We start from the raw sequence: 21,695 nt of genomic DNA, 5'->3' as shown, positions 1-21,695 counted from the left end.
TGGCGGGGAATTCATCAGGAAATTTTTGCGCGGTTTCAAAACCCGCGGTCAGCGGATGAGGATTTCATCTGCACGCATCAAGCCCAGTACGTCACGAGCCTGTTCATCAAGAAGGTCAAGATCAAGATAGTTATCCGACAATCTGCGGGTTTTGTTTTCCATCACGGCAACATCTTGGGACAGGCTTTGCATTTCAGCTTTCAACACGTCAATCTCTGCTTCGACCTGAACACGCCTGAAAATACCAAAATCACCCTGAACAGCGGCGAAAGTAAAATACGCCCCCATGCAAAACAGAACCGAAAAGATCAGCAGGGGCGTCAGTCCTGGGGATTTCCGTATCGCATTCATATCTGGTCTACCACTTTGCCTGTGATGCCATCTCGTCCTGGATAGCTTTCATGGATCATGGCATACCCGAATCGGTTTGTGAATCCCCTTTATGAAATAAAGATCACTCTTTATCCCATTGGTCTGGCTACGTTCTCTTGTTCCGGACTCTTATTGCAAAACAGCGTGAGTCATAGATGATGTCACTCTTTGCCTTTGTAGATATTCATCAGCTTATTGAGCATATCCATGGCATCTGCGCGGTCCCGTTGGAAGCTGTTCCGCCCGATAATTGACCCGTTCCCACCGCCATCGCGGATGGCGCGCGCATCATCATAAACGCTGTCTGCGCTTTTCTTGGACCCGCCCGAAAAGACCACGATGCGGCGGCCATCAAATGCAGATCGCATGCAATCAGCAACGCGGGCAGCTTGGGTTGAGATGTTGATACCTTCCGCCTCATAGACTTTTTTGGCTTCAGGCAGAGATAGATGATCCGTAGACAGTTTAATCTTGATAATATGCGCGCCCAGCAGTGCCGCAATCTGCGCGGCATAGGCCGCGATATCGATAGCAGTCTCGCCATCCTTGTCCAGCGCTTCGCCGCGCGGATAGGACCAGATCACAGTTGCAATCCCTTTTGCAGCAGCTTCGCGGCGCATTTCCGCAATGTCCGAAAACATGGTCAACCCGGCAGAGGAGCCGGGATAAATGGTAAATCCAATTGCCCCTGCGCCCACACGCAGCGCGTCATCAACGGAGGCGGTGATCGCCTGTGTCTTCGCAGACTCGGATGGATGCAGTGAGTTGGCCGAGTTCACCTTCAGAATGGTGGGAATTTGTCCTGCAAACGTATCTGCCCCGGCCTCCAGCATTCCCAAAGGGGCGGCAAAAGCGTTGAGCCCTGCATCAATGGCAAGCTGATAATGATAGTGCGGATCATAGGCCGGTGGGTTCGGCGCAAAGGATCGTGCGGGTCCATGTTCAAAACCCTGATCCACAGGAAGAATGATCATTTTTCCGGTGCCGCCCAATTTACCGTTCATCAACATGCGACACAGGTTGGCTTTCACGCCAGGCGTCTCGCCTTCATAATTCGACAGGATTTTCTGAACAACTCGGGTGGCACGCATAGGATCAACCTCATTTTTAACTACATGAAGCTGCGTCTAAAGCGGATAGGAGTGGCACGCAACAATGGTGGCGCTAACATTATTCGGGAATTTAGCAGCTGTTCAGGTGCGGGCAAGAAACTGCTTAGCGATGACAGCGACAAAGCTGCGGGGCACTATGCGGGGCAGGAAGGCGAACAGCTTATTGATACCCCCATGAACGGCGACACGGTGTCCACCCCGCATGGCGGTCCACCCGGCTTCGGCGACCTGCTTTGCCGTTGCTAACCTGCCCATCTTGATAAGTCGGACATCGTGCATATCAGCCTGGTCGAAGAAATCGGTTTGCGTCGCCCCGGGGCAGAGCGCTGTAACAGTTACATTCGTCCCGCGAAGCTCTTCTGCAACGGCTTCGCTCAGACTTAGAACATAGGCCTTTGTGGCGTGATAAACAGCCATGCCGGGACCGGGCATGAAAGCGGCAGTGGAGGCGACGTTCAGGATACGCCCTTTACCGTGCTCTTTCATATGGGGGATAGCGCGTTTCATCAGATCGGTGAGCGCCAGCAGGTTGACGTTGATGGAGGTCAGTTCGCGATCCCAATCGCCGTCGGCAAAAGCGCCGTTGCGACCAAGGCCTGCATTGTTCACAACCGTATCGACCGTGCGGCCCTCGGTTGCTTTCTCCCAAAGGGTTTGCGCTGCGGACGTGTCAGATAGATCAGCAAGCAGGACGACAGTCTCGACATTGAAGTCTTTGCGCAACGTCTCAGCAAGTTCGATCAGCTTGTCTTCAGATCGCGCGGATAGGATAACATTGCGCCCATCACGAGCGGCAAACCAGGCAAGTTCCTTTCCGATACCTTCCGAGGCCCCGGTAATCAGCGTATATGTCTTGGTCATTATCTGTCTCCTGCTTCGCTAGAGCCCCTTATACGGCGACCGTAGCGCACGAAAACAAAAGCGTTACGTCACTGCTCCAACGCCGCAACGCCGGGCAGGGTTTTGCCTTCCATCCATTCCAGAAAGGCGCCACCTGCGGTTGAAATATAGGTGAAGTCTTTTGCAGACCCTGACCCGTTCAGGGCTGCAACAGTATCTCCGCCGCCTGCGACGGTTATCAATTTGCCGTCCCGTGTCAGCCGCGCCGCAGCGCGGGCTGCGGCATCTGTCGCCATGTTGAAAGGTGTTATCTCAAACGCGCCTAACGGGCCGTTCCAGACCAAGGTTTTTGCTTGCTCGAACTGTTCGATCATATCTGCAACAGTTTGCGGGCCGGCATCAAGGATCATCATGTCTGCGGGGCAGTCGGTCGCAGGGACCGTCTTGTGTTCGGCACCTGCTTTAAATTCTGTCGCAACAACAACGTCTGCTGGAAGTTGCAGTGTGCAGCCCGCAGCTTGCGCTTTCTTTTCAATCTCTTGTGCCGTATTGATCATATCCCGCTCGGCCAGCGATGTCCCGATTTCGTACCCGCGTGCGGCAAGAAAAGTGTTTGCCATCCCGCCGCCGATAACGATGACATCGACCTTGTCGATAAGATTTCCCAGAAGCTCTAGCTTGGTGGATACCTTAGCCCCGCCAACAACAGCAACCACCGGACGTTTTGGCGCGCTAAGGGCTGTCTCTAACGCAGACAGTTCGGCCTGCATCAGCCGTCCCGCGCAAGAGGGCAGCAGCCGGGCAATAGCCTCGGTTGAGCTATGGGCGCGGTGCGCAGCAGAAAATGCATCATTCACATAGATATCCGCCAGCGAGGCCAGACGTTGCGCAAAGCCCTGATCGTTCTTCTCTTCGCCCGGATTGAAACGCAGGTTTTCCAGAAGAAGTATGTCGCCCTCTGCCATTGCCGCGACGGCGTCACCGTAATTCCCATCCACAAAAGTCACTTTGCGACCCAAAGCCGTCTCAAGCGCGGGCAGGGTGATGCGTAACGACATTTCAGGCACAACCTTGCCTTTGGGTCGCCCAAAATGCGCAATCAGGATCGGCTTGCCGCCTTTGGCCAAGATGTCGCTGACCGTTGGGACAATCCGATCAATGCGGGTCGTATCCGTGACCTGACCATCTTCGACCGGGACATTGATATCGACACGCACCAACACCCGTTTGCCGGATAAATCCATCTCATCAAGTGTTTTCCAAGGCATGCTGATCTCCGCGCTTTGGGTTAATCATCTGTCCAAAATACCTTCCGTCCGAAGGTAATCTTGCTTTGATTAAAGCAGCTTGCCCATTGCAACAGCCGTATCCGCCATACGGCACGAGAAGCCCCATTCATTGTCATACCAGCTCAGGACACGGACCATGCGGCCCTCCAATACCTTGGTTTGGTCCGAGGCAAAGATGGATGAATGCGGATCGTGGTTGAAATCCATCGAGACAAGCTTGTCGTCGGTATATCCCAACACGCCAACAAGCGGCCCGTTTGAGGCCGCATCACGCATCAGTTGGTTGATCTCTTCGACGCTTGTGTCGCGTGCAGCTTCTATGGTCAGATCCACTGCACTGACATTGGGGGTGGGGACGCGAATGGCGACACCATCCAGCTTTCCTTCCAGTTCGGGCATAACCAGACTGACCGCACGGGCAGCCCCTGTCGAGGTCGGGATCATGCTCATCGCTGCGGCACGCGCGCGATAGAGGTCCTTGTGCATCGTATCAAGCGTCGGCTGGTCCCCGGTATAGCTGTGGATCGTCGTCATGAACCCTTTCACGATGCCGATATTATCCTGCAAAACCTTTGCAACAGGGGTCAGACAGTTCGTGGTACATGACGCATTTGAAACGATTATGTCCTCTGCAGTAAGCGTGTCGTCATTCACCCCATAAACGATTGTCTTGTCAGCCCCTTTGCCTGGCGCAGAAATCAGGACACGGGACGAGCCGTTTTCCAGATGGATTTGCGCTTGTTCTTTCGAAGTGAAGATACCGGTACATTCCAGCACAATATCAACGTCAGCCCATGGCAGATCATCAGGGTTGCGAATGGCGGTCACTTCAATCGGGCCACGTCCGACATCAATCGTATCGCCACGCACTGTGACTTCATGTGGAAAACGACCATGGACCGAGTCAAACCGCAGCAAATGCGCGTTGGTCTCGACGGGGCCAAGATCATTGATGGCGACAACTTCGATATCTTTGCGATCAGACTCAATGATGGCGCGCAAGACATTGCGGCCAATGCGGCCAAATCCGTTGATTGCTACTTTGACTGACATGAAAACCTCCGGGTTTGAGTTGGGTGCGCAAGACTGCCGTTAACGCTAACAAAGCGATTTCTTACATAACGTCAACCACGCGGGCCTCGAATTGATCATCCATCAGCGCCAAAACGCCATGTATTCGATTAAGGCTGCAAGCTTTTTACCAAGAAAAACCGGAAGCTCTCCATCGAAATAAAAATAATCAACGGCAAAGCCGCCAATAACCAGAAGACCCAGAACAATAGCAATGCGGTTCGTCATGCCCATCTCTCAGGGCAAATCGCCCGGTTTGGTATCTAAAGACGCCCCATTGCAGCGGCAACATCGGCCATTCTGCAAGAGAACCCCCATTCATTATCATACCAAGCCAGTACCCGAACAGTACGCCCACCTACAACCTTGGTTTGCTCTGGCGCAAAGATCGAGGAATGGGATGTGTGGTTGAAGTCGATCGAGACTTTCGGTTCCGGATCATAAGACAGGACAGCCCCCATATGCCCATTTGCCGCCTCGGCAACGACCGCGTTGACGTCCTCAACAGTTACGTCTTTGCCAGCTTCAAAGGTCAGATCAACGGCGGATACATTTGGGGTTGGCACCCGCAGCGCGGTTCCATCAAGCTTGCCTGCCAGCTCGGGCAGGACTTTGCCCAACGCCTTGGCGGCCCCGGTTGATGTCGGGATCATCGCCATTGCGGCGGCCCGCGCCCGGTACAGATCATCATGACGGCGGTCCAATGTCGGCTGATCGCCGGTATAGCTGTGAATGGTCGTCATAATGCCGCGTTCAATACCGATGGCATCATTGAGAACTTTCGCCAAAGGCGCCAGACAATTTGTCGTGCAAGACCCGTTTGAGACAACCTTGTTGGCAGGCTCAAGATCGCGGTGGTTTACGCCATAGACAACCGTGCGGTCCACATTCCGGGCAGGGGCCGATATCAGGACACGGCTTGCCCCGCGCTCAAGGTGGATCGCCGACTGTTCGCGGTTGTTGAATTTTCCGGTGCATTCCAGCACGACATCCACGCCATTCCAATCCAGCTCTGACGGATCGTAGGTCGAGAAAACCTTCATCGGCCCCCGGCCCAAATCCATCTTACCGTCGTCCAGTCTGATGTCGCCGGGGAAGCGGCCATGGACGCTGTCATATTTCAAAAGATGTGCGTTTGTCTCAAGCGGACCCGTCGCGTTGATGGCGACCACCTGCACGTCATTGCGGGCGGCTTCGGTAATATGCGCAAGCGTACAGCGCCCGATCCGACCAAACCCATTGATTGCAACTGTCACCGTCATACCATGCACCTCTTGATTACAGGTGCGTTATAGGGCATCGGCTTCTTATTGAGAAGTTCAGTTTTCGTTTTTTAACAATACGTTAGCGTTAACATTTGCGCGCTTGGCAAGACTTGGCCGATGTTAGCGATAACGCATTGTCATCAATTACATGCTTAAGCCGCAGAGCTGTCGACTCGGTCCGCCAAAGCCTCGGCACGGGCGGCAAGTTCTGCAAGACTATCTGTCACGGCACTGGGGATCACAGGAACTTCGACCTTCTGAGGCGGGGCCGCTTTCAGCGCGGCCAGCTCTGCGGCCTGAGCTTCCAGACGTTTGCCAGCTTCGCGAACCTGTTCTTCCAGACCCGCCGTTTTATCCGCCAGCATCAAGCCTGCCATCAGCAGCATCCGGGCTTCGGGAATGCGGCCAATTTGCTCGGCCAGAGTAGAGGCTTCATTGTCCAGAAGTTTTGCAGCGTATTGCAGAAAATGCTCTTCCCCCGTCTGACACGTGACTTGGAAAACGCGCCCGCCAATTTCGATATCTACTTCAGGCATCCCGCACCTCTTTCAGCATAGGGGCCAGCTCGCCCAGAATTTCATCCATCTGCGCTAAATCCGCTTTGCGCATCGCGCGCAGCTCATCCAACTCATTGCTCAGGGCGCTGTTGATCATATCGGGCGAACCCTGATTGTTCGTATTGGCGTCACGCAGTTTAGCGTTACTATCATGAAGGGATGCGATCACGTTTTGTAACCGCGTGTTTTCAGAGTCCATCGCGTCAAGCCGCGTTGCCATCCGTTCTACCCGCGTCTCCAGCCGTTCTACCTGGGCCGTCATCTGTTCGCGGGATGCAACGAGTTTTGCATTCGTGGCGCGCTCAATTTCCAGATCTTCGCGTAGCTCGTCGCTGTCTGCTGTACTTGCGGGTGCAGCACTGCGGGTCTCGATGCCTTGTGAAATTCGGTCAAGGGCGGATGCAATCCGTCCCTCAAGCTCTGTGATGTCCGTCATATATGCCCCCTGGGTCGTTTTTGTCCGGCCTCTTGGTCGAGATCGTTTTTTTATCGTCCGAGATTATTTTAACCAAGCCGACACCAAATTGCGCCCCCTTTCCGCACGAGAAGCACCAAGTCGCGGCGATCTGCTTGAACTTCGCGCTAACGCTGGTATGGGACAGGCATAACTTGCCTGGACAAAAGGGGACACTGATCGTGGATATTGCCAGCCTGCGCAAAAAGCATCCTGAACATTGGAACAAGGCCTGTGCGATCCGCACACTGACATTGGACGCGGTTGCCGCCGCGAATTCGGGTCATTCCGGTATGCCTATGGGCATGGCTGATGTGGCGACTGTCCTGTTCGAGAAGCATCTGAAATTCGATGCCTCTGCACCGGACTGGGCGGATCGAGATCGGTTCATCCTGTCTGCGGGCCATGGCTCTATGCTGTTATACGCTTTGCTATATCTGACGGGCTATGAGGATATGACGCTGGAAGAGATCAAGAATTTCCGCCAGTTGGGGGCCAAAACGGCAGGCCATCCGGAATACGGCCATGCCAAGGGCATAGAGACGACAACCGGACCGTTGGGGCAGGGCATTGCAAACTCGGTAGGATTTGCCATCGCCGAAGAAGTCCAACGTGCGCGCCTTGGCCGCAAACTGGTGGATCACCACACTTACGTCATCGCAGGTGACGGTTGCCTGATGGAAGGCGTCAGTCAGGAGGCCATCGGGCTTGCTGGTAAGCATGAGCTGGGGCGTCTGATTGTTCTTTGGGACAATAACAACATTACCATCGACGGCACGGTCGAACTTTCTGACAAAACCGATCAGGTCATGCGGTTCAAGGCGTCCGGTTGGCAAGTGATCGAGATCGACGGCCATGATCCTCAGGCGATTGATGAGGCCATAGCAAAGGCCAAGAAATCGCGTAAACCTTCGATGATTGCGTGCAAGACTCATATCGCCCTTGGCTCATCGGCGCAGGATACATCGAAAGGCCACGGTGCTTTGACCGATGCAAAGCTGATTGAGGATACACGCGACGCTTATGGCTGGTCCTACGGGCCGTTTGAGATCCCGAAAGACGTGAAATCCGCTTGGGAAAAGATCGGCGCACGCGGCAAGGCAGAGCGTCAGGCCTGGGAAGACCGGCTTGCCGCAATGTCGAGCAACAAGCAGAACGAATTTGCCCGTATCATGGCGGGCGAGCCATCGAAAAAGCTGAGCGCGACGATCAAGGCGTTGAAAAAGCAGATCAGCGAGAGCAAACCAAAAGTTGCGACGCGCAAAGCGTCGGAAATGGCGTTGGAAGTTATCAACCCTATTATGCCCGAAACATTTGGTGGTTCAGCGGATTTGACAGGATCCAACAACACTCTGACCGCCGATATGGGCGTGTTTTCTCCCGATAACCGCAAGGGCCGCTATATGTATTATGGCGTGCGCGAACACGGTATGGCCGCTGCTATGAATGGCCTGAATTTGCATGGTGGCATAAAGGCCTACGGTGGAACCTTCATGTGCTTCACGGATTATGCGCGTGGGGCAATGCGTCTGTCTGCACTGATGGGCGTACCGGTCACATATGTGATGACGCACGACAGTATTGGTCTTGGTGAAGATGGCCCGACGCACCAGCCGGTTGAACATCTTGCCATGCTGCGCGCAACGCCGAATATCAACGTATTCCGCCCCGCCGATGCGGTTGAAACCGCTGAAGCATGGGAGGTCGCGCTCAGCTCTAAATCCACGCCTTCCGTTCTGGCACTCAGCCGTCAGGGGCTGCCGACCGTCCGCACGGACCACACAACCAAAAATCAGGTTGCTATGGGGGCCTATGTTTTGGCCGAAGCCGTCAGCAAACGGCAGGCGATTTTACTGGCCACGGGGTCCGAGATCGAAATAGCACTTGCTGCAAAAGAGCTGCTGGAAGCCGATGGTATCGGCACCCGCGTCGTATCGATGCCATGCTGGGAAATATTCGAAGAGCAGGATGAAAAATACCGCCGCAAAATTCTACCCGCCGGACCTGTTCGGGTGGCAATTGAAGCCGGTATTCGCTTTGGCTGGGATCGTTGGCTATTCGGTGAACGCGGAAAGCGAGAGAAGTCCGGTTTCGTCGGGATGCATGGCTTTGGTGCGTCAGCCCCGGCGGGAACCTTGTATAAGCACTTTGGTATTACGGCGGAAGAAACAGCACAAAAAGTGCGTGACCTTCTGCGTTAATCGCTTTGCAATTAAAGAAAAAGCCCGGTTAAGGCCGGGCTTTTTTATGGGTGCGGCTCTTACGCGTTTGCTTCGCGGATTTTTTCCGCAGCGTCTTTGTCATAGGTGACGCCCTTTTCATCGAACAATGTATCCAGCTCACCAGACAGTGTCATCTCGGTAACAATATCGCAACCACCAACGAATTCGCCTTTGACATAAAGCTGCGGGACCGTTGGCCAGTCGGAATAATCCTTGATCCCCTGACGCATGGCGTCATCGGCCAACACGTTTACGTCCGAGAATTCGACGCCCATATAGTTCAGCACGCCAGCAACCTTGGAAGAGAACCCGCATTGCGGCATGGACTTTGTACCTTTCATAAACAGCACAACTTCGTTGGCAGTCACAGTGTCTTTGATTTGTGTCGCGGTATCGGTCATTTTGATTACTCCGGAACTTTTGTTGTAAGAGCCAGCGCGTGTAGCTCGCCATTGGCGCCGTCCATCTTGCCTTTTAGCGATGCATAGACGGCGCGTTGTTGTTGTACTCGGTTCTGGCCTCGGAAACTTTCGTCGATCACCTCGGCCGCATAGTGGTTTCCGTCACCGGCCAGATCGGTAATGATGATTTTGGCGTCCGGAAAACTTTCACGGATCAGGTCTTCGATTTCCTGAGCTTTCATGGCCATGGGGCAGGGTCCTGTTTTGTCATCTGTAACAGAAATAGGGGGCCTTCGTAGGGGTGACAAGGCACCTTTATCCCACGGCGGTCTCAAAGCTGTCGCGGTAAAGCGCGCTCAGCTCTTCCAGAGGGGCTTCTGAGCTTCCGATTTTAACGGCACTGCCGGTGAATTTGCCAACCGTTTGCATCGGCACACCTGCTTGTCCTGCGGCAATCATCAAAGCCTCTGCCTTGTCATAGGAACAAGCGATCAGATAACGCCCCTGATCTTCGCCAAAGGCTATTGCTGTTGTGTCATCGTCAAGAACCAGACCAACGCCAGCAGCTTCAGCCATCTCAAATGCAGCCAAGGCAAGCCCCCCGTCAGACAGATCCGTGCACACATCAATCCAGTCCCGGTTGGCCCGGATGAAATCGCCATGGGCTTTTTCGGCAGCCAGATCTACGGAAGGCGCATCGCCGTCTTCGCGGTTGAAAACTTCGGCCAGAACGGCAGACTGCCCCAGATGCCCTTGGGTTTCGCCGACCATCATGGCCAGATGCCCCTCCCGGACCTGACCGGCGATCACATGATCGACATCGTCAATCAGACCCACAGCACCGATCGTAGGCGTTGGTAGAATGGCGGAGCCATCGGTTTCATTATACAAAGACACATTGCCCGACACGATTGGCATATCCAATGCGGCGACGGCTTCACCAATCCCCTTTATGGCACCGACGAATTGCCCCATGATCTCGGGTTTTTCGGGGTTGCCGAAATTCAGGTTGTCTGTGGTGGCAAGGGCAAAGCGCCCACGGCGGTCAGGTTGCGATAGGCTTCTGCGACGGCTTGCTTGCCGCCTTCAAATGGGTTTGCCTTCACATAACGCGGGGTCACGTCAGAGGTGAATGCCAAGGCTTTGTTGGTGCCGTGAACGCGCACAATCCCAGCCCCGGCGCCGGGTGCAAGCACTGTATCGGCCATAACCTGACTGTCATATTGTTCCCACAGCCATTGCTTGCGGGCGTAGTTGGGGCTGCTGATCAGGGCTTTCAGCGCATCAATAGCATCGACTTGCGGTATGTCTTCCAAAGCATCGTGCGCAGGGGTTTCCACCCATGGCCGATCATATTCGGGGGCCGTGCCGGACAGGGCTTTCAGAGGCAGATCAGCTTTGATCTCATTGCCATGCAGAACAAGGAAACGATCCTCGGCAATGGTTTCACCGACGATTGCAAAATCAAGATCCCATTTGTCGAACACTGCTTTTGCCTCGGCTTCGAGGGCAGGGTTAAGAACCATCAGCATCCGTTCCTGTGATTCGCTGAGCATCATCTCATAAGCGGTCATGCTTTCTTCGCGCACTGGCACCGCATCCAGATTTAGCTGCACGCCAAGACTGCCCTTGTCACCCATTTCCACAGCAGAGCATGTCAGGCCAGCCGCGCCCATATCCTGTATCGAGATCACCGCACCGGTTTGCATCAATTCCTGACACGCCTCCATAAGGCGTTTTTCAGTGAAAGGATCGCCAACCTGAACGGTCGGGCGCTTTTCTTCGATCGTGTCGTCAAATTCAGCCGAAGCCATGGTGGCCCCGCCAACCCCGTCACGCCCGGTTTTTGCCCCGAGATAGACTACGGGCATGCCGACACCTGATGCGGCAGAGTAGAAAATCTTGTCCGCATCGGCAAGGCCAGCAGCGAAGGCATTCACCAGACAATTGCCATTATAGGCCGGATGGAAGCGAACCTCACCGCCAACGGTTGGCACACCAAAGCAATTACCATACCCGCCGATCCCCGCCACGACGCCCGAGACAAGCTGGCGCGTTTTGGGATGATCCGGGGCGCCGAAGCTTAACGAATTCATCGCCGCAATAGGGCGCGCGCCCATAGTGAACACATCGCGTAGGATACCCCCCACGCCTGTTGCTGCGCCCTGATAAGGTTCAATATAAGAGGGGTGATTGTGGCTTTCCATCTTGAAGACCACCGCTTGGCCATCACCAATATCCACTACACCTGCATTTTCGCCTGGCCCACAGATAACCTGCGGTCCGTCGGTCGGCAGGGTCCGCAGCCATTTCTTAGAGGATTTATAGGAACAATGTTCGTTCCACATAGCTGAGAAAATGCCAAGCTCAGTGAAACTTGGCTCCCGCCCGATGATCTCCAGAATGCGTGCGTATTCGTCTGACTTCAGCCCATGTGCTGCAATTATATCATCGGTAAGTGCAGGATCCTGCATTGGTGATATCCCTCATTTTTGTGCCACAACCTCTTATGACAGGCGCGCACGAGGGGAAAGGGGGATACCGCCGAAATCAGGTTGCTACGTGCCTGATGCCACGTCAGCTGGTAATAAGATTGAGATGGCGCTGCCCTTGCCAGATGTGCTTTCTATAAACAGCGCACCGCCTGATTGCTCGGCAAAGCCCTTCGCCATCGATAGCCCAAGGCCTGACCCTTTGCCCACCGGTTTTGTGGTAAAGAATGGCTCACAAACCTTTTCCAGATTTTCAGGCTGAATGCCTTCCCCTTCATCGCGCAATTCAATCAGCACATAAGGCCCGTCTGGAAAATCACCGCTGATACCGTCAGGGGCTGTTGTATTGCGGGCGCTTAAGGTGATTGTGCCACCATCGGGCATCGCATCGACAGCGTTGATCATCAGGTTCAGCAGCGCTGTCTGGCATTGATCACTGTCAACACGAACCGACCATAATCCGGGGTGCAGAGGCATCTCAAGTGCAATGTTGCGTGGCAGCATTCCTCTTGCCAGTTCTGAAAAACTGTTCAGAAAATCAGGCAAGGCAACAGTTTGTGCAATCAAGGGAACCTGACGGGAAAAGGCAAGAAGCTGCGATGTCAGAACGGAAGCCCTTTTCGCTGCATCATAAGACTGACCGGCTAATGCGTTTTTCTCGTCCATATCATCGACTTCGCGTAGCAGGTCTAGATTGCCCATCACGACCGTCAGTATGTTGTTGAAATCATGGGCAACACCTGCGGTCAGCCGCCCGATGGCCGAAATTTTCTGAGCTTCCACACCCATCTTGGTGGCTGTTTCAAGGGCCCGTCTGGTTGCAAAAACTTCAGCCAGTGTCACGATGAAATACAAAGACAAGGCGACCGCAAATCCGAAGCCTATATATCCCTTCAGGGCATCTTCGCTATTAATCATGAAATCCGCCCCAAGATATATGATGACAACTGACATAAGTCCGCCATCAATGATGGCAAAGGATGTCAAACGGCAATGCTGGGACAATGCGTTCAGCATTGCGCCTATCATCATCGCAATCGCCCCGGCGTTTAACAGCGGCACAGGCAGTGACCAGAAATAGATCGGAAGCATAAGGTAGATTGCCTGAAGTATAGTCTCTGACAAGACAATGATCTGGTAGAGTTTTTTCGTTGGTTTTTTCGCGAAGAGCTGAACCAGCCGATAAACGATCACGACAATCGAATAATATACGGCATACCAAAGGAGCGGCAGGTAAAGATGCAGGAACAGTGCGATCCCAACGATGGGAAACCCCAGCAAAAATATGCGAGAGGTGAATTCTATACTTTTGAGGCTATACAACCCCTTTACAACATCGGCCTCCTGCTGAAAATCCCGCAAGTCCATAGTTGTTTACCCGGCTCGTTTTAGTGGCGCAGTTTGCATACGGCCCCTCATTTATGAAAACAGCCGAGTATGAGGGTCATACCATTAAAAATGATTATAAACCGTTAACACATGTAAACGACAAAAAAAGGCCGAGCATAAAGCTCGGCCGAAGTCCAACAGGGAGGTAGACACCAGCAAAGCTGCTGCCTGATTGTGCAGGTAGTGATCTGATTGCGTTGGTTCAAGGAAAATCGCTCTTTTAAGTCGCATAACGGTTATGCGACTGTTGCATATCTGCTGAATTACTGAGCGGCTTGCGCGCTTTGCGCCTTTTTCCTTTGTGCTGTAATTTCGCGCACAACGAAGTCACGAAAGGCGGCAATACGTTTGGATTGACGCAGTTCTTCGGGGTAGGCTAGAAAAACCGGGACTTCATTCGATTCAAAATCTTCAAGTACCCTGATCAAGCTTGGCTCATCAATTGCCGTGTAATCTGGCAGGACGCCCACACCCAGATTGTTCAGAACGGCTTGCAAGACACCAAAATAGTTATTCACCGTTAACAGGGACGGAGGATCATAACTCATCAATTCGCGCACCATCATCGCGCCGGCGCTGACTTGCTCCGAATTGATGTTTTGACAGATCAGGCGGTGGGATTGCAGATCATCCATTGTTTCCGGAACGCCCTTGCTGTCCAGATAGGATTGGCTGGCATAAAGGCGCATCTTCACACTCATCAGCCGCTTGCGCACCAAATCGGCTTGGCTTGGCTCTTTCATACGGATGGCGACATCGGCCTCGCGCATCGGTAAGTCCAGAACGCGTTCTTCAAGCATCAGGTTGATGTTCAGATCCGGAAAATCCGCGTAGAGCGCTGACAGGCGCGGTGCCAGCCAGAGCGAGCCAAAGCCGATGGTTGTTGTGACACGCAGTTCTCCGAAAACTTCCTCTTCGCTATCTCGAATACGGGCCGCCGCGGCGTCAAGCCGCTTGGTCATGGACCGTGTTGCATCAAACAGTAACTCGCCCTGTTCGGTTAGAATCAGCCCGCGCGCATGGCGGTGAAACAGGGTCGCACTAAGCGATTCTTCAAGTGCTCTGATCTGGCGTGATACAGCGGATTGCGACAGATGCAGCACATCGCCCGCATGGGTCAGAGAGCCAGCATCAGCGACTGCGTGAAATATTCTAAGCTTATCCCAATCCATGACATACCAACTGTTTCAATTTTGAACGCTTACACGACTGCTCCGTAACTTATGTTTTACATGGCCTGCAATCAAACTGCGTCAAAAGTTTTTATTTTGTAGGTCAGCTTTTTTGACCTATAATAAGGTCAAATCGGGAGAGCGCTATGATCAACAAAGACATAAGTCTGACTGACCGGTTCGATTTGACGAAATCCCCGGTTCTGCTGAATGGGACACAGGCGCTGGTGCGCTTGGTTCTGATGCAACATGTCCGCGATGCCAGCGCCGGGTTAAATACAGCAGGTCTGGTCACGGGATATCGCGGTTCGCCCCTTGGGGCGGTCGATATCCAAATGACGCGGGCCGCACAGCAGCTTGCTGAAGCGCAAGTGACCTTTCAACCCGGTCTGAACGAAGACCTGGCCGCCACGGCCATCTGGGGCGCACAACAAGCCGAGCTGCGCGGGGAGGGCCGTTATGACGGCGTGTTCGGCCTGTGGTACGGTAAGGGGCCCGGCGTGGACCGTTCCGGCGACGTGATGCGCCATGCCAATATGGCCGGCACATCACCCCATGGTGGTGTGCTCATGGCGATGGGGGATGACCATACCGGCGAAAGCTCGACAACCTTACATCAGTCCGATTGGGCGATGGTGGATGCCTATATGCCCATTATGTCGCCCGCCGGGGTGCAGGAAATTCTGGACCACGGGCTCTATGGTTGGGCGCTGAGCCGCTTTGCAGGCGTCTGGGTCGGGCTGAAAACCATGAAGGACACGATCGAGGCAACCGCCGTTGTGGATGGTCGTCTGGACCGAATGTCCTTTGTTTTACCCGATTTTCCGATGCCAGATGATGGTTTGAATATCCGCCTTGTTGATACCCCGGTTGCTCAGGAAGCGCGGATGATTGATCACAAACGCTTCGCCGCAGAGGCGTTTGCAAAGGCAAACAAGATCAACAAACGGGTCTGGGGCAAGCCGGGGGCCAAAATCGGGTTTGTCGCGGCAGGTAAAAACTGGCTGGATTTGACCCACGCCCTGTCGCTTTTGGGGATTGGTGAGGTTGAAGCCGAACGCCTTGGTCTGACCACTTACAAGGTCGGGCAGGTCTGGCCACTTGAAATGGATGGGTTCCATGATTGGGCCGAAGGTCTGGATCTGATCATTGTTGTGGAAGAGAAGCGCAAGCTGATTGAAGTACAGGTCAAGGAAGCCATTTTTGATGACCGACGGGGTCGCCGGGTCTATGGCTGGCACAAAGGCGATACATGGGAAAATGGCCGCAGGCTGGAACTGTTCCCGACCCGCTATGCCCTTGATCCCATTGATATTGCTGAGAAGCTTGGGAAAATCTTAATTGAAGAAGGTCGCAATACGGATCGTATTCAAGCGGGTCTTGCGATGCTGGCAGAAACCAAACGCGCCGACAACGCGCAAGACATCGCAGCCCGCCTGCCGTATTTCTGTTCGGGCTGCCCACATAATACATCGACCAAAGTTCCTGACAGGTCTCGTGCCTATGCGGGGATCGGCTGTCATTACATGGTCCAATGGATGGACCGCGATACCGTCGGCTTCACGCAGATGGGCGGTGAGGGCACGAATTGGATCGGGGAAGCCCCGTTTTCAACCCGCGACCACGTGTTCCAGAACCTGGGTGATGGCACCTATAACCACTCAGGCGCGCAAGCCATCCGTGCGGCTTTGGCCGCCGGGACGAATATCACCTATAAAATCCTCTATAATGATGCCGTTGCCATGACAGGCGGGCAGGGGAACGAAGGCGGGCTTGACGCGCCTCGCATCACAGCCGAGCTGCGCGCCATGGGCGTGCAAAACATCGCGTTGGTCTATGACGAAAAGGAAGATGTTGATTTCAAGGCCTTCCCGGCAGGCATTGCAACACATGAACGAGCAGAACTGCCATCTGTGCAAGAAAATTTCAGTAAGATCAAAGGTGTATCAGCAATTGTTTATGTGCAAACCTGTGCTGCTGAAAAGCGCCGCCGTCGTAAGCGCGGGCTTTTCCCTGACCCTGACAAGCGCGTTTTCATCAATACAGATGTGTGTGAGGGGTGCGGGGATTGTGGGGTGCAATCGAATTGTGTGTCCATCGTTCCAGCCGAAACCGAGCTTGGGCGCAAACGCGCAATTGACCAGTCGTCCTGCAACAAGGATTTTTCCTGCGTCAATGGCTTCTGCCCATCTTTCGTGACCATCCAAGGAGCGCAGATCAAGAAACAGGCAACTGCGGAAATAGATCTGCCAGACCTTCCTGAGCCCGATCTGCCAGCCATAAATGGCACCCATAATGTGGTAATTACGGGTGTTGGCGGCACTGGTGTTGTGACTATTGGCGCAGTGCTGGCGATGGCTGCGCATATAGATGGCAAGGGCGCGGGGATGATGGAAATGGCAGGTCTTGCCCAGAAAGGGGGGCGGTTCATATCCATTGTCGTCTGGCAAATACGCCGGAAGACATTTCGGCCATTCGCGTGGCAACTGGCGAATGCGATGCGTTGATTGGCGGCGATCTTGTGGTCTCTGCGGGGGCCAAGACGCTTGGCCTGATGCAGACCGGACGCACAAAGGCTGTGGTCAACAGCCATGAAATCATCACAGGCGATTTCACTCAAAACACCGAATTCACCCTGCCGACGGACCGGCTGAAAGTCTCGCTTGAGGCAAAGCTTAAAGGGGACGTATCGTTCTTTGATGCGTCTGATCTTGCCAAAACACTGATGGGTGATCTCTATCTTTTCCAACATGATGTTGTTCGGTGCAGCCTGGCAGCGGGGCACAATCCCGCTTAGTCATGAGGCCATCGCACGGGCGATTAAGCTAAACGGTGCTGCGCCCGATAAAAACCTGAAAGCTTTTGAGCTTGGGCGTTGGGCGGCCCTGTATCCCGAGGATGCTGCGAAACAGCTTGAGGCCAAGATAGTCCACCTGCCGAAAACGTTGGAGGACAAGATCGAATTTCGGGCAGATCATTTGACGCAATATCAAAACAAACGTCTTGCCAAACGCTATCGCTCTTTGGTGGATCAGTTTGAAAACCCGGCTCTGCGCGAAGCCGTTGCCAAGGGATATCACAAACTTTTGGCCTATAAGGATGAATACGAAGTCGCACGTCTGCATCTGAAAACAGAGGAAAAAGCCCGTGCCGAATTCGATGGCGCTCTGAGCCTGACCTATCATCTGGCCCCGCCGATCTTCAGCAAGATAGGTGCAAACGGACGTCCGCTCAAACGGGAATATGGCCCGTGGATAGCGCGGGCATTTCGGATACTTGCCCGTCTGAAAGGTCTGCGTGGTACACCATTTGACGTGTTTGGTTATTCCCCTGAACGCAAAATGGAGCGGGCCTTGGTTAAGCAATATCAAGAGGATGCAAAGCGTTTCGCCACGGCCCAAAATCAGGAGGCCGCGATTGCCCTTGCTGAGCTGCCCCTTCAAATCCGCGGATTTGGCCCGGTTAAGCAAGCTAATGAGCACAAAGCCGCAAAACGACGCGAGGAACTGCTGGCGATGCTGGATCAGCCGCCCGTTAAACAGGCGGCGGAGTGATCATTTCAGGCCTTACGGATCACATAAGCCTGCATCGCCCCATGATCCGTCTGCTCGATCAGGTCATGTCCGGCTTCTGCGCAGAAATGCGGAACGTCCACAATTGCTGCCGGATCGTCGGCCAGAATACGTAAAGTCGTACCCGTTTTCATACCCATAAGCTTTTTGCGTGCCTTCAGCACGGGCAGGGGGCATAACAGCCCGATTGCGTCTAGTTCTTCATCCCATTTCATAAAGTGTGATCTATGCGCCGCAGGTGGACTTGTCCATCGTCATTGGTGTCCTTCCTATCGCTCTCGGACCGGGTTAACGTCGCGGCATTTAATGAGGGGTATCATGACAGATAATATTCTGCATAAGGTGAAGAAACGTCAGGTTTTCTATATTCCAGGCTATGATCCAATGCCGCCCCGCCGTTATCGGGAACTTTACCGCAGCGAGGCGGTCGAGCAGGCCCGGATCAGTGGGTATGAGATTGACCTGACACCAAGAAAAGCCGAAGGGCCATTTGGATGGCAAGTGACAGGTCATATTGATGGCAGCACCGTGGATGCGAATGTCGATGTGCTCGTCTGGTCCGACATTGTCCGCAAGAGCATGGCGAATGATATTCCGCGCACGTATCTGCAATTGGTCAAGACCGCTTGGATATATATCAGCTCAGGCGCTTTTATAAAGCTGATGGCGCTGCGGAAAGGCCCGATGATTGCAGCACTCTACCCCGTGGGGATGCTTCTGTTACAGCTTATTCTGGCCCTGATCGCATGGTCCATAGTTTCAGGTATTCTGACAAGCCTTCTTTTCGGGGCGTTCAGCCTGTTTGGGGCGTTGCCACCGACATGGCTGTCCTATCCGCTAGGGTGGGTCTTTACGGCTGCGGGCATTGCTATTGCGGTGTTGCTTTTACGTTGGTTTAAGTCACAGGATGGCAAGCTATACGCCTATTACCTTATGCATGACTACGCCTATTCGGCCCAATTCAACGGCGAAAACCCGTCTGATCTGGAAGAACGTATGAAGACATTCGAAGATTTCATTGCGGCGACTTTGAAAACGAATGTTGATGAGGTTCTGGTGGTCGGCCATTCCTCTGGCGCGCATCTGGCGGTTTCCATCATTGCTGATCTGATCCGGGGCGGAAAATTGCCGGAAAATGGCCCGCGCTTGGCATTCCTGTCGCTTGGGCAGGTTATCCCAATGATGTCTTTCTTGCCGAAAGCCAATAAGTTACGACGCGATCTTAATTTTTTGTCGTCTTGCGATGATATCACTTGGATCGACGTGAGCGCCCCAAGCGATGGCTGCGCGTTTGCCCTCTGTGATCCGGTCTCTGTCACAGGGGTTGAACCACAGGACAAAAAATGGCCACTGGTTCTGTCTGCCGCATATACTCAAACGCTCAGCCAAGAACGCTGGCGTCAATTGCGCTGGCGGTTCTTCCGGTTACATTTCCAGTATCTCTGCGCATTCGACAAGCCAAAGGACTATGATTATTTCCAGATCACAGCAGGTCCTGTTACGCTAGCTGATCGATTTGCCGGTCGGCAACCGTCCCGGTCTCGCATAGATGTTGCCGTGTCGCCGTATCGCTCAACATCAACCGTATGACCGGGGACGGGCACCTGCCGCCCAAACCTGCGGCAAGGCCTGACGAGGTATCGCTATGGCACTATGTGCGGTTGTTTCGGCAGGATATCCTGTCGGCACAACCTGAACGGCTTTACCGCGCCTGGATGGCAGAGTTCCGCACGCCTTTTTTTCGCAGCTATCTGGTCAACCAGCCTGATCTGATCCGGGAAGTCCTGAAGGCGCGTCCGCAAGATTTTCCGAAGTCAGATCGTGTGGGTGAAGGCTTGCGTCCGCTATTGGGTAACAGTGTCTTTCTGACGAATGGCGCTGCTTGGGAACGGCAAAGGCGTATCATTGATCCCGCCTTCGAAGGCGGGCGTTTGCGTGATACCTTCCCGGCCATGTGGCATGCGGGTCAGGGGGCAGTGACGCGGCTGTCTGCGAAGGTGGACGATAACCCGATTGAGATAGAGCAAGAGACCAGCTTTGCGGCGGCAGATGTTATCTTTCGCACGCTATTTTCAATTCCCATTGAAAACAACATCGCGTCGCAGGTGTTTACGCAATTTCGGGACTATCAACGCTCACAACCCATTCTGAACCTTGCGGCCTTTCTGCCTATCCCGTGGTGGTTGCCACGGTTTTTTCGCCGTGGGACGCGTCAGACAGCGAAATCCATCCGTGCGCTGATTTCTGAATTGACGACTGAGCGCATGGCGGCGATTGAGGCAGGCGTGGCGCCGAATGATCTGGCGACTAAGATCATGACGACTGCTGATCCGGAAACCGGTGAGACTTTTAGTGCACAAGAGATGGTAGATCAGGTTGCCATCTTCTTTCTGGCCGGCCACGAGACCAGCGCAAGCGCGCTTGCATGGGCGCTCTATCTTCTGGCGCTTTACCCTGAATGGCAGGATCGTTTGGCTGAAGAGGCCGATGCGCTGGGGGAGGCACTGGAATTCGCGGTAGTGTCGAAACTGCGCCTCAGCCGGGATGTATTTCGAGAGGTTTTGCGGCTCTATCCGCCGGTGCCGATGATGGTGCGACAGACTACGCAGTCCGAGACCTTTCGCGACCGCAAAATCGCTACGGGCGCGCAGGTTGTGTTGTCACCTTGGCATTTGCACCGCCATACCCGGTTATGGGACAACCCGGACGGGTTCGACCCAACCCGGTGGGCGACCGAGAACGGGAAGGCCTGTATGCGCGATGCTTATATCCCGTTCTCTGCGGGGCCGCGTGTTTGTATCGGGGCGGGTTTTGCCATGGTCGAAGGGCCGCTTTTGCTGTCCATGCTGGTCCGCGCGTTTCGCTTTGAACGTGTGGTTGGGTCTGACCCAATCCCGGTCGCACATCTTACAGTCCGAGCGAAAGACGGGATCTGGCTGCGCGTCACACCAAGGCGGTGATTCTGTTTACGCAAGGTCACGTATCTCAAAAATGTTAACCAATTGGGCAAAATGTTAATCTCCAAGGCATAAAATGTGATGTTTTTGCTTCACTTTGAAAAATGTAACGCAACGTCTTAAACCAAGTGGTCAAATTTTGCCGACGCACTAAAAATACATTTATTTCAACCTATTAAATAAAGCCATATGGCTGATTTATTGAATATATGGTGAATTTTAGCTAATTCCTCCCCGTAAAAAGCGTTCCTTTTTTGGGCATAACTGTGGCACAACCAAATTCTGAACCTTGGGAGGGTACAGATGGCATTTGATAGCGACCTTGGAATTGAAGAAACGGTGTCGAAGTCACAAATCGTGGCACCTCTTTTTCGAATTGCAATTCCATCCATACGCAAGCTGCAGCGTACTAAAACAATTGAGCGGGTAGAGATCGGGACCGGGTCAAAATTGACCAAGGACGAACTGGTTAATTTGTTCGATGATGATTTGCAACTGACGACACGCCGGGTTTCTGCATCGCGGTGATA

General features: G+C 53.7%; 21 protein-coding genes and 1 pseudogene. 7 read left to right on the top strand and 15 right to left on the bottom strand.

Annotated features, from left to right (window positions below; translation table 11 throughout):
• Nucleotides 1–48: 48 nt before the first annotated feature.
• From ACZ1HF_RS05215 to ACZ1HF_RS05175, 9 genes are all read right to left on the bottom strand, one after another.
• Nucleotides 49–351, bottom strand: a complete 303-nt coding sequence (locus ACZ1HF_RS05215) for an FtsB family cell division protein (protein WP_472656509.1) — start codon at nt 349–351, stop codon at nt 49–51.
• 182 nt (nt 352–533) lie between these two features.
• Complete coding sequence (locus ACZ1HF_RS05210) at nt 534–1,463, bottom strand: class I fructose-bisphosphate aldolase (RefSeq protein ID WP_472656508.1); 930 nt, start codon at nt 1,461–1,463, stop codon at nt 534–536.
• A 102-nt stretch (nt 1,464–1,565) separates the two neighbouring features.
• Nucleotides 1,566–2,345 carry an SDR family NAD(P)-dependent oxidoreductase gene (locus tag ACZ1HF_RS05205; protein ID WP_472656507.1) on the bottom strand — a complete coding sequence of 260 codons (780 nt, stop codon included), beginning with the start codon at nt 2,343–2,345 and terminating at the stop codon, nt 1,566–1,568.
• 68 nt (nt 2,346–2,413) lie between these two features.
• The gene (locus ACZ1HF_RS05200) at nt 2,414–3,592 is read right to left on the bottom strand and encodes a phosphoglycerate kinase (protein WP_472656506.1); all 1,179 of its coding nucleotides are present in this window, start codon (nt 3,590–3,592) and stop codon (nt 2,414–2,416) included.
• Between the two features lie 69 nt (nt 3,593–3,661).
• Nucleotides 3,662–4,666 carry a type I glyceraldehyde-3-phosphate dehydrogenase gene (gene gap, locus ACZ1HF_RS05195; protein WP_472656505.1) on the bottom strand — a complete coding sequence of 335 codons (1,005 nt, stop codon included), beginning with the start codon at nt 4,664–4,666 and terminating at the stop codon, nt 3,662–3,664.
• A 102-nt stretch (nt 4,667–4,768) separates the two neighbouring features.
• Nucleotides 4,769–4,912 carry a hypothetical protein gene (locus ACZ1HF_RS05190; protein WP_472656504.1) on the bottom strand — a complete coding sequence of 48 codons (144 nt, stop codon included), beginning with the start codon at nt 4,910–4,912 and terminating at the stop codon, nt 4,769–4,771.
• 35 nt (nt 4,913–4,947) lie between these two features.
• Nucleotides 4,948–5,946 (bottom strand): type I glyceraldehyde-3-phosphate dehydrogenase, encoded by a 999-nt coding sequence (gene gap, locus ACZ1HF_RS05185; RefSeq protein ID WP_472656503.1) that lies wholly within the window; start codon nt 5,944–5,946, stop codon nt 4,948–4,950.
• A 155-nt stretch (nt 5,947–6,101) separates the two neighbouring features.
• Nucleotides 6,102–6,485, bottom strand: coding sequence for a cell division protein ZapA (locus ACZ1HF_RS05180; protein ID WP_472656502.1), 384 nt, complete (start codon nt 6,483–6,485; stop codon nt 6,102–6,104).
• Nucleotides 6,478–6,942 carry a hypothetical protein gene (locus ACZ1HF_RS05175; protein WP_472656501.1) on the bottom strand — a complete coding sequence of 155 codons (465 nt, stop codon included), beginning with the start codon at nt 6,940–6,942 and terminating at the stop codon, nt 6,478–6,480. The genes ACZ1HF_RS05180 and ACZ1HF_RS05175 overlap by 8 nt, the downstream gene beginning before the upstream one ends.
• Before the next feature lie 200 nt (nt 6,943–7,142).
• Between ACZ1HF_RS05175 and tkt the strand changes: the two genes are divergently transcribed.
• Nucleotides 7,143–9,161: a transketolase gene (tkt, locus tag ACZ1HF_RS05170; protein WP_472658981.1), complete on the top strand. Its 2,019-nt coding sequence runs from the start codon at nt 7,143–7,145 to the stop codon at nt 9,159–9,161.
• Nucleotides 9,162–9,220: 59 nt separating this feature from the next.
• Here the strand turns inward: tkt and grxD are convergent, their stop codons facing one another.
• The 5 genes and pseudogenes from grxD to ACZ1HF_RS05145 all read right to left on the bottom strand — a co-directional run bounded on the left by grxD (nt 9,221) and on the right by ACZ1HF_RS05145 (nt 14,636).
• A complete protein-coding gene (grxD, locus tag ACZ1HF_RS05165; protein WP_472656500.1) occupies nt 9,221–9,583 on the bottom strand; it encodes a Grx4 family monothiol glutaredoxin in 363 nt (120 codons plus the stop codon).
• Between the two features lie 5 nt (nt 9,584–9,588).
• Nucleotides 9,589–9,831 carry a BolA/IbaG family iron-sulfur metabolism protein gene (locus tag ACZ1HF_RS05160; protein ID WP_472656499.1) on the bottom strand — a complete coding sequence of 81 codons (243 nt, stop codon included), beginning with the start codon at nt 9,829–9,831 and terminating at the stop codon, nt 9,589–9,591.
• Nucleotides 9,832–9,898: 67 nt separating this feature from the next.
• A pseudogene (gene purL / locus ACZ1HF_RS05155) lies at nt 9,899–12,057 on the bottom strand (phosphoribosylformylglycinamidine synthase subunit PurL).
• An 84-nt stretch (nt 12,058–12,141) separates the two neighbouring features.
• Nucleotides 12,142–13,443, bottom strand: a complete 1,302-nt coding sequence (locus tag ACZ1HF_RS05150; protein WP_472656498.1) for a sensor histidine kinase — start codon at nt 13,441–13,443, stop codon at nt 12,142–12,144.
• Nucleotides 13,444–13,727: 284 nt separating this feature from the next.
• Nucleotides 13,728–14,636 (bottom strand): LysR family transcriptional regulator, encoded by a 909-nt coding sequence (locus ACZ1HF_RS05145; protein WP_472656497.1) that lies wholly within the window; start codon nt 14,634–14,636, stop codon nt 13,728–13,730.
• Between the two features lie 146 nt (nt 14,637–14,782).
• Here ACZ1HF_RS05145 and ACZ1HF_RS05140 point away from each other — a divergent pair, with 146 nt between their 5' ends.
• From ACZ1HF_RS05140 to ACZ1HF_RS05130, 3 genes are read left to right on the top strand one after another with little or no spacing between them, the layout of a single operon-like run.
• The gene (locus ACZ1HF_RS05140; protein WP_472656496.1) at nt 14,783–17,143 is read left to right on the top strand and encodes an indolepyruvate ferredoxin oxidoreductase family protein; all 2,361 of its coding nucleotides are present in this window, start codon (nt 14,783–14,785) and stop codon (nt 17,141–17,143) included.
• Complete coding sequence (locus ACZ1HF_RS05135) at nt 17,116–17,433, top strand: hypothetical protein (protein WP_472656495.1); 318 nt, start codon at nt 17,116–17,118, stop codon at nt 17,431–17,433. Before ACZ1HF_RS05140 ends, ACZ1HF_RS05135 begins: the two co-directional genes overlap by 28 nt.
• Nucleotides 17,366–18,190: a DUF6537 domain-containing protein gene (locus tag ACZ1HF_RS05130; RefSeq protein WP_472656494.1), complete on the top strand. Its 825-nt coding sequence runs from the start codon at nt 17,366–17,368 to the stop codon at nt 18,188–18,190. Before ACZ1HF_RS05135 ends, ACZ1HF_RS05130 begins: the two co-directional genes overlap by 68 nt.
• Nucleotides 18,191–18,195: 5 nt before the next feature.
• On the opposite strand, the gene ACZ1HF_RS05125 is transcribed toward ACZ1HF_RS05130, so the two are convergent.
• Nucleotides 18,196–18,423, bottom strand: a complete 228-nt coding sequence (locus tag ACZ1HF_RS05125; protein WP_472656493.1) for a sulfurtransferase TusA family protein — start codon at nt 18,421–18,423, stop codon at nt 18,196–18,198.
• Nucleotides 18,424–18,526: 103 nt separating this feature from the next.
• Here ACZ1HF_RS05125 and ACZ1HF_RS05120 point away from each other — a divergent pair, with 103 nt between their 5' ends.
• The 3 genes from ACZ1HF_RS05120 to ACZ1HF_RS05110 all read left to right on the top strand — a co-directional run bounded on the left by ACZ1HF_RS05120 (nt 18,527) and on the right by ACZ1HF_RS05110 (nt 21,693).
• On the top strand, nt 18,527–19,798 hold the full coding sequence (locus tag ACZ1HF_RS05120; RefSeq protein ID WP_472656492.1) for a hypothetical protein: 1,272 nt from the start codon (nt 18,527–18,529) through the stop codon (nt 19,796–19,798).
• Nucleotides 19,795–21,168, top strand: a complete 1,374-nt coding sequence (locus ACZ1HF_RS05115) for a cytochrome P450 (RefSeq protein ID WP_472656491.1) — start codon at nt 19,795–19,797, stop codon at nt 21,166–21,168. The genes ACZ1HF_RS05120 and ACZ1HF_RS05115 overlap by 4 nt, the downstream gene beginning before the upstream one ends.
• A 300-nt stretch (nt 21,169–21,468) precedes the next feature.
• The gene (locus tag ACZ1HF_RS05110; protein WP_472656490.1) at nt 21,469–21,693 is read left to right on the top strand and encodes a hypothetical protein; all 225 of its coding nucleotides are present in this window, start codon (nt 21,469–21,471) and stop codon (nt 21,691–21,693) included.
• Nucleotides 21,694–21,695 lie beyond the last annotated feature (2 nt).

The organism is Litoreibacter sp. GN1-5 (genome assembly GCF_055693805.1).
The sequence above is the reverse complement of the archived record's forward strand: the minus strand, read 5'-3'. Positions and strand labels throughout refer to the sequence as shown.